The sequence below is a fragment of the Paenibacillus sp. 10L310 genome (assembly GCF_056395745.1).
The window spans coordinates 1-6,680 of record NZ_JBFTKC010000038.1 but is presented as its reverse complement, the minus strand read 5'-3'; the positions used below and the strand labels follow the sequence as shown (position 1 = coordinate 6,680).

The 6,680-nt window shown below is 36.2% G+C and carries 8 protein-coding genes and 2 pseudogenes; all 10 read right to left on the bottom strand.

Features of this window, described 5'->3' with window-relative positions; translation table 11 throughout:
- The coding region (locus AC1DE7_RS31470; protein WP_477535883.1) for a ferritin-like domain-containing protein at window positions 1-711 on the bottom strand (711 nt) is incomplete at its 3' end.
- A 202-nt stretch (window positions 712-913) separates the two neighbouring features.
- Window positions 914-1,045, bottom strand: a pseudogene (locus AC1DE7_RS31465) (helix-turn-helix domain-containing protein); the annotation flags it as partial.
- 228 nt (window positions 1,046-1,273) lie between these two features.
- Window positions 1,274-1,705: an N-acetyltransferase family protein gene (locus AC1DE7_RS31460; RefSeq protein ID WP_477535882.1), complete on the bottom strand. Its 432-nt coding sequence runs from the start codon at window positions 1,703-1,705 to the stop codon at window positions 1,274-1,276.
- 245 nt (window positions 1,706-1,950) lie between these two features.
- Complete coding sequence (locus tag AC1DE7_RS31455; protein WP_419892067.1) at window positions 1,951-2,328, bottom strand: hypothetical protein; 378 nt, start codon at window positions 2,326-2,328, stop codon at window positions 1,951-1,953.
- Window positions 2,329-2,960: 632 nt separating this feature from the next.
- The gene (locus AC1DE7_RS31450) at window positions 2,961-3,401 is read right to left on the bottom strand and encodes a hypothetical protein (protein WP_477535881.1); all 441 of its coding nucleotides are present in this window, start codon (window positions 3,399-3,401) and stop codon (window positions 2,961-2,963) included.
- A 396-nt stretch (window positions 3,402-3,797) separates the two neighbouring features.
- Window positions 3,798-4,265 carry a hypothetical protein gene (locus tag AC1DE7_RS31445; RefSeq protein WP_282321800.1) on the bottom strand — a complete coding sequence of 156 codons (468 nt, stop codon included), beginning with the start codon at window positions 4,263-4,265 and terminating at the stop codon, window positions 3,798-3,800.
- Window positions 4,266-4,443: 178 nt separating this feature from the next.
- A complete protein-coding gene (locus AC1DE7_RS31440) occupies window positions 4,444-4,893 on the bottom strand; it encodes a hypothetical protein (RefSeq protein ID WP_477535880.1) in 450 nt (149 codons plus the stop codon).
- Window positions 4,894-5,096: 203 nt separating this feature from the next.
- Window positions 5,097-5,287: pseudogene (locus tag AC1DE7_RS31435) on the bottom strand (helix-turn-helix domain-containing protein).
- Between the two features lie 217 nt (window positions 5,288-5,504).
- Window positions 5,505-5,996, bottom strand: coding sequence for a GNAT family N-acetyltransferase (locus tag AC1DE7_RS31430; RefSeq protein ID WP_477535879.1), 492 nt, complete (start codon window positions 5,994-5,996; stop codon window positions 5,505-5,507).
- Window positions 5,997-6,209: 213 nt separating this feature from the next.
- Window positions 6,210-6,680 (bottom strand): lysozyme inhibitor LprI family protein (locus tag AC1DE7_RS31425; RefSeq protein WP_477535878.1); only part of this gene is annotated, 471 nt, incomplete at its 5' end.

Below are 6,680 nucleotides of genomic sequence, written 5' to 3'. Positions count from 1 at the left end.
GTGTCTTCGTCTGCTCTTGAATAAATTTGACCGTTTGTTTCTTGAATTCTTCGTTATATCGTTGCCGCTGTTCTCCCATGTGGACACCTCCGTTAGTCTTATTATCCTTCCGTCCGTTAACGGGTGTCCACTTTTTATTCTAGCTCCATAAACTATTCTGTTAAAGAAGACGTTTCTATTTTGAGCAAATTTATGAAGTGTTTCGGATTGAAACTGAACATGTTTCTCCTCGTCACTTAAAATCTGATTACATAAATCTATTAATACTTCTGAATTTGTAGATTTTTGCAAGGCTTTATAGTACAACTTAGCAATGATCTCAGCGGTTAATAGAACAATGACTGATTGTTCTAGACTCGCATATCGACGTAATATTCGAAATACATTGTCCACCCAATGTCTACGAAGGAGTGGGATTCCCTGTACCTTCATAAATCTGCCCAGATCTCTAGCGTGCCTCTGTTCTTCTTTAATGAATTCTATAAGCGCTTCATAGTAATCCTGATCTTGTGTCTGATGTACATATTCTTGCGCACGTTTAATTAGATATTTACCTTCAGAGTTTTCTCCTAATTGAAACTGTTGAATTGACTTAATGATTATTTCTCTTTCATTAGTTGTTAATTTATAGTTGTCATCCCAATGAATATATTTGAGGTTTTGATTATTTCTTCGATAATATTGCACCCATTTCGAGAAAGTGATATTCATTATTTGCTCCTAAAATGTAATAGGTTTATGTCAGATAACGTTTCTGTATTCATGTGCCCCAAAGGGGTTGTCTGCCGAAATTCCTCTCCGAAATCCATCCTGCAGACCCAGGCTCCGTAAGGAGCCGTTACTTGAATATTATGTTATACGACGGAATCATTTCTTCCAGTTAGCCAACATCCTCTTATATTTTATTCTTTCATTAGTCTGTTAGATGTTCCAAAAGATCTCCAGTCTGGCATTCCAATGCCGTACATAATTTATTAATTACTTCTAAAGATACATACTCATTCGGATTGAGCTTTGCCATCGTTGCCGATGAAATCCCCCAGCCCCTATAAAGTTTTGATTAGCATTTCGGCAATTGCATATAACATTCTTGTATTCATGAACCCCGAAGGGGTTATCTTCTGATATTCCTCTTCGTATTCTATCCTACAGACCCAGGCTCCGAAGGAGCCGTAGCTTGAATATTATGTTATCCGTTGTTAACGACCTCTTGACTTACTTTCACATTCTTTATATCCTTTAAGTTCTATACATCTTTATTGTTCTATTTCATCTATATTTTCTTTTGTAGTACTTGCTCTTCTTTCTTTATATAATTTGATTTTTCATATATTTTTATCGCTGTTTCATTCTTTTTACCTGTCAGCACTTTCACCGATCTAACGCCTTTTAATATAAGTTCTTTCTCAACAAAGTCTAATACCTTTGTAGCAATTCCCTTCCTTCTAGCGTCACCCATAATATACAATTCGGTTACTTCTGCATACGGTTCTGAATAACAGATTGATTTAAAATACTGAGCACATGCGAATCCAACGGGTAGATCATTGATTAAGGCTATTACAACAATCTCATTTGAATAAGATAAGCCTTCAATAATTTCTTCCTCTGAAATTCCCACTCCGTTAAATTCAACGTTAAGTTTAGCGAGATATTTTGCATCTTTTGCTTCTGCTCTTCGAATTTGGATATTGTTTTCAATCAAAGATTTCACTCCCATGATAGAATACTGTTTTAATAGTTCTTTGTTAAGTTTGCATAACGTTCCTGTATTCACGAACTCTCACTGGCTTAAGGGGCAAATACCCCGAGTCAGAGGGCCTTAGCTAGTGCAGGATTATCGGGCTGTCCCCACTTCCCCGAAATGCCCCTTCTGGACCGAGAGCCGGATGGAACGATGCGTGAATATGTTGTTATACACAGCACCCTCTTCTGTGACCAAGCTATGGGCTATCTGTTATTTAACTTTTCCAATAATTCTAACTCCTCTTCCTCTGAAAGTTGTTCTTCCGCTCTTGTTTTTGTTTCATCTATCTTTCGTACTTTTAATCCTCTTTTTATGAGCCATTCTTCACCAGGTTTCATGGTAGTTGCTGGATGTGGATATACATCCTCACTTATAATTTCCTCATCAATTATGTAAATGTATCCACATAACTTACCATTATGAAATCTTGCGCCATTCTCATCAAAAGAAACAATAGATGGTTTCTGCGAAAAGATTCTCGCTAACTCTCGATCTTGAGTTATTGTGCTTCCGACTAGTAATTCATTTAGAAATAATGGCGAGCCATGGAACCAAGGCTTACTGTAGTCCCAATCTTTCATAATTATCACCTTCAATTAAGTTTTATTATGTTTCTTCTTTTATTGTTCTTTAGTTTCTTCTTAATTTTAGGGTATTGCGTATAACGTTGCGCATTTCTGACGTCCAAACGTCTTAAGGACCGGAGGTCCGGGTGGCTTTGCCACTTAGCCGGTTGGATGTGTCGCCTGATTCCACTTCTCCGAAATCCCTCTTGAAGACCGAGGAGCGTCAGCGACGAAGCAATAATGCATTGTTATACGCTGCCCTTCCTTCTTCGATTCCACATCCTTATATGTCTTGTGTGTTTTATATATTTAATATGTCTTTACGTATTTTATCTTTTGGTTCTATCTTTTGCTCCTATCAAATCCGTTTCCGCATAGGAAAGATGCCCTCATTTACTCTCGTACGCCTTCAGCAGTATCAACTTTGGTTTGTGTAGTAACTTCATCCAATGAACGCTAGCCTTATAAGAGGCTTGTGTTCCTCGGACCGGAGATTTGCCGATGGCTTCATTCAGATTACTGCTCACGTTGGACACCCCTGCCTTAAGCTATGGCTTACTTCTAACCTCACCATTCGGGACTTAATCCTTGATATAGAATACATGCTGAACGAACAATCAAAATTTAAGAGGATTGTTGTCCTCCCTTTAATTCGCAATAGACAAATATGTATTAATGACATGCACAATACCAAAAAGTACTGTTGGTATAATAGCCAGATAATTTTGAAGCCAAATCTCAGCTAATATAAAATATACTACCGGGAGAACGGCCATCCCCAAAAAAATAATCGAGTTTGCGTTGCCTGTAAAATACAATATCCATAGCCCATAATAAAAAATCAACATTATTGCCATACCAATTATATACGGACATCGCATTTCAGATGCTTGTTTTCTTACAACGAATATCAGAAGAAAGAAAAATATCGCCTGACTTCCGTGCTCCAAAACATCTAAAATCAAATGGCTGTTTGCATTGTTTCCTGATATATCTGACGCAGGAATTAAAAAATAAAATAAATTTGGTATCATTGGCAATAAAAAGATGATCAGACCCTTCCATGAAAAACCAAAATGATAATTCATTTGATCCTCTCTTTCGCATAATAGAAATATTCTTTAGTTTGCACTTTATTATGAATCCGCTTCTCTGGTATTCCTCTTGATGACCAAGGAGCATAACTAACGATGTGGAAATTTATTGTTATATGGTACACCTTCTAATATTCCGTTTATCCTGGTTTTCAACTGCTACGTTGTAAATGTATTCTTTCACCTATATTTATTATTTGTTATTAATTGGTTGCATGGTTTAACATTCTTAAGGGGTTGCGTATAACGTTCCTGTATTCACGACCCGACGTATGTCGGGTGTTCGGCGAATGCCGGGCCAAGGACGAATGTCCGCAGTGTGAATATAATGTTATAGGATGTCATCTGCTTCTTCGAATCACTTATTTCTCTTATACCATTCCCTTTATATCAACTATATTTTTCTTTTAATATTTCTATATAATTGAGTGGGATTTCTGAGATTTTCAAAATGTCTGATACTTCAAATCCCAGTTTTAAAGCGCTTCTTGCAGTCTTCAAATTATGCTTTACTTTAATCATCCGATCTTTAAGTAATACGTCTCCAAAATCCAGGTAATCATCAGCGATCTCACCGTTCAAAAAGAACTCTATATCATAAGTGCCTATTTGCTCTTCTATGTAAAAGATATTAATTGAGCAAAATACCACTGCTTCTGTTGTATTAAAACTATATTTTAGGTATATGGCACGCTCTTCAAGACTTATAAATTCATCATATAACTTTCCCATAAAAGTATCATGATAATCGCTTTTGTTCTCGTCACGCCACTTCCTATAGGTTTTCCAGTAATTTTCTTTCGTGCGTTTCATCGCATTATACTGGTTATCCCATTCAAGTAGAATTTCTTTATTCACTCAATCACTTCCTGACAAAATTATATGCACCCAAATAAATACGTTGTATATGTTTGCTGATTTCATATAACTCTCTTGTATTCACGAACCCTTACTGGCTTAAGGGCCGCCATGGGCTTCCCGCGTGAATACGTTGTTATCTAAGGGGAATTTTTGTTCGAATCTGCGATATAAAAAGCTATTTAGTCTTTGGCCAATTGACAAACCAAGCATTAGAAACGTACTTATTCCACTTAATGTTTGTATATTCAGCTCTTATAATTATTTCAAAAAATTCATTATTAAAGTTTGACGCCATTCCAAATAGCTTATATAGGTTCATACCCTCTTCTGCAAGGATATCAAATTTAAGTATTTCAAAATCATTATTATGAATTAATTCAATATCTATCCTTGTATCCTTCTCCCGTTCAAAATACCCTGACTCATATCTCTCAACATTGATAAATTCTAAAGTGCATTGGTCAGTGTTTTTAGCAACATCATATGGATTTAACATATGACCAACCAATACATTAACTGATTCTATATTGAAAGTAATCTTATTCTCTTCTAAGTAAATTGATTCAACTATGCAATCATGAAAATCAATGCGATCTAGTTCATTCTTTGTGTTGTACAACTCCATCGAGTTCACCCTCATTAATTATGTTTCAAGCTCTTTCAGATAACGCTCCTGTATTCACGACTAAGTGAATGCTGGGTGTGTCTGCTGAATCTGCTTCCACGAAATCCCTCCAACAGACCAAGACTCCATGAAGAGTCGTTGCTTGAATATTATGTTAAGCGACGGATCTCATCTTCAAATAATCAGCAGATATTTTCATCCCATCATTGATCTGCTATATGCTCCAATAAATCTCCAGGCTGGTATCCCAATGCCGTACATAATTTATCGATTACGTCTAACGACACATACTCATTCGTATTGAGTTTTGCCATCGTTGCCGATGAACTCCCCGTCATTTTTTCTTAATTTCCCTGTCAATCAATAATTTTTGAATTGGTTTATAACTTATTATATGGTATCCCTTCATATCCAAATTGAAGCTTTATATAGTATATGACCCTCTTTTTCTATTGTTTTTGATTCTAACGTATAACGTACCCGTATTTACGAACCCTGCGAGGCCACTTCCTTGGAATGCCTCGGGCGGACCTAGGTTCAGTACCAGCCGGTCCGCAGTGTAAATATGATGTTAGGCGATGCTGTACTGAATTATTCCTCATTAAATGCTTTTAAGTTCTTGTACTAAATTCTTGTATATATTTTTTTCGATCTTGTACATAGTGTTCAGTGTAATTAGTTCCTTTAAAACCTTCTATTACACTTTTCCAAAATGTCCTTGCCGGAAGATTGCTCTCCATTTGCGAAATTTTCCAATTCGCTTTGTACATCTTAAATGCTTCTATTGTTGCTTTACGACCTATACCCGATCTTCTGTATTTCTGTAAAACCATAAAATCGTATATCACATGTGTCGGATGTGGATCAGTATCCATATTCTCAAAAAGGACTACTATAAAACCAACGATTATACCTGCTACTTCTATAAAAAATGGATTCCATCTTTCGTCGCCTTCCCAATAATAATCTATATTTACTTCAAATTTTCCGTTTCTATCTATATCTCGACCTGTATATTTACTGAAGTCATACTCGTACAATTCATATAAATTAATTAGTATACTTTTATCTTCAGGATTTACTGGGACAAGTTTTAATTCCATGTTCGCATCTAACTCCTTTTGTTTTTTCAATACACTTCGCGGTTTCGCCTATCGTATGTCCATTTCTGACTTTGATTCCACTTAGATAGCTCTTATCTTAAGTAAAATCAAAGTGTCGTCTGAATTCACTTCATCGAAGCGTCTCAGGCGACCAAGGCGTGGTATCACCGGAACTTGAACATATTGTTATGCGCCGTTACTGACTTCGAAGCATCACCTAAAACCATTGATCCAGATTCCAACTCTATTTTTACTTTGGTATAAAAACTCAACTTCAGCATCTAACAAATATCGATATTCAAATAATTGCATTGTTCTTTCCTTAATTCTCTCCCGTATAACCATGCCTAGGCTTACCGATCCTCGTGTTCCAAGGTAACCACTATTGATAAATGTCTTCTCTACAAATTTTGTTTCCCTTAAGTGATACTGTAGCCATTCTTTCTGCGACTCAATTAGTGCTTCTCTTGGTTCCCTATCCAACTTAGAAAGTAGCGTTTTATATATTTGATTCAACTCTTTATCCCAAATCTCGGTATATTTGCTTTCCAACGCCCCCCATCCCATTGTTGTAATAATCTCTTTTGAATTTTGAGCCTCATCAAATTCCACTTCATAATCATGATCTATAGGATTTCGAAGCATTTCATCATAAAATTCTCCTTTCAATTCATAGTTCCCAAT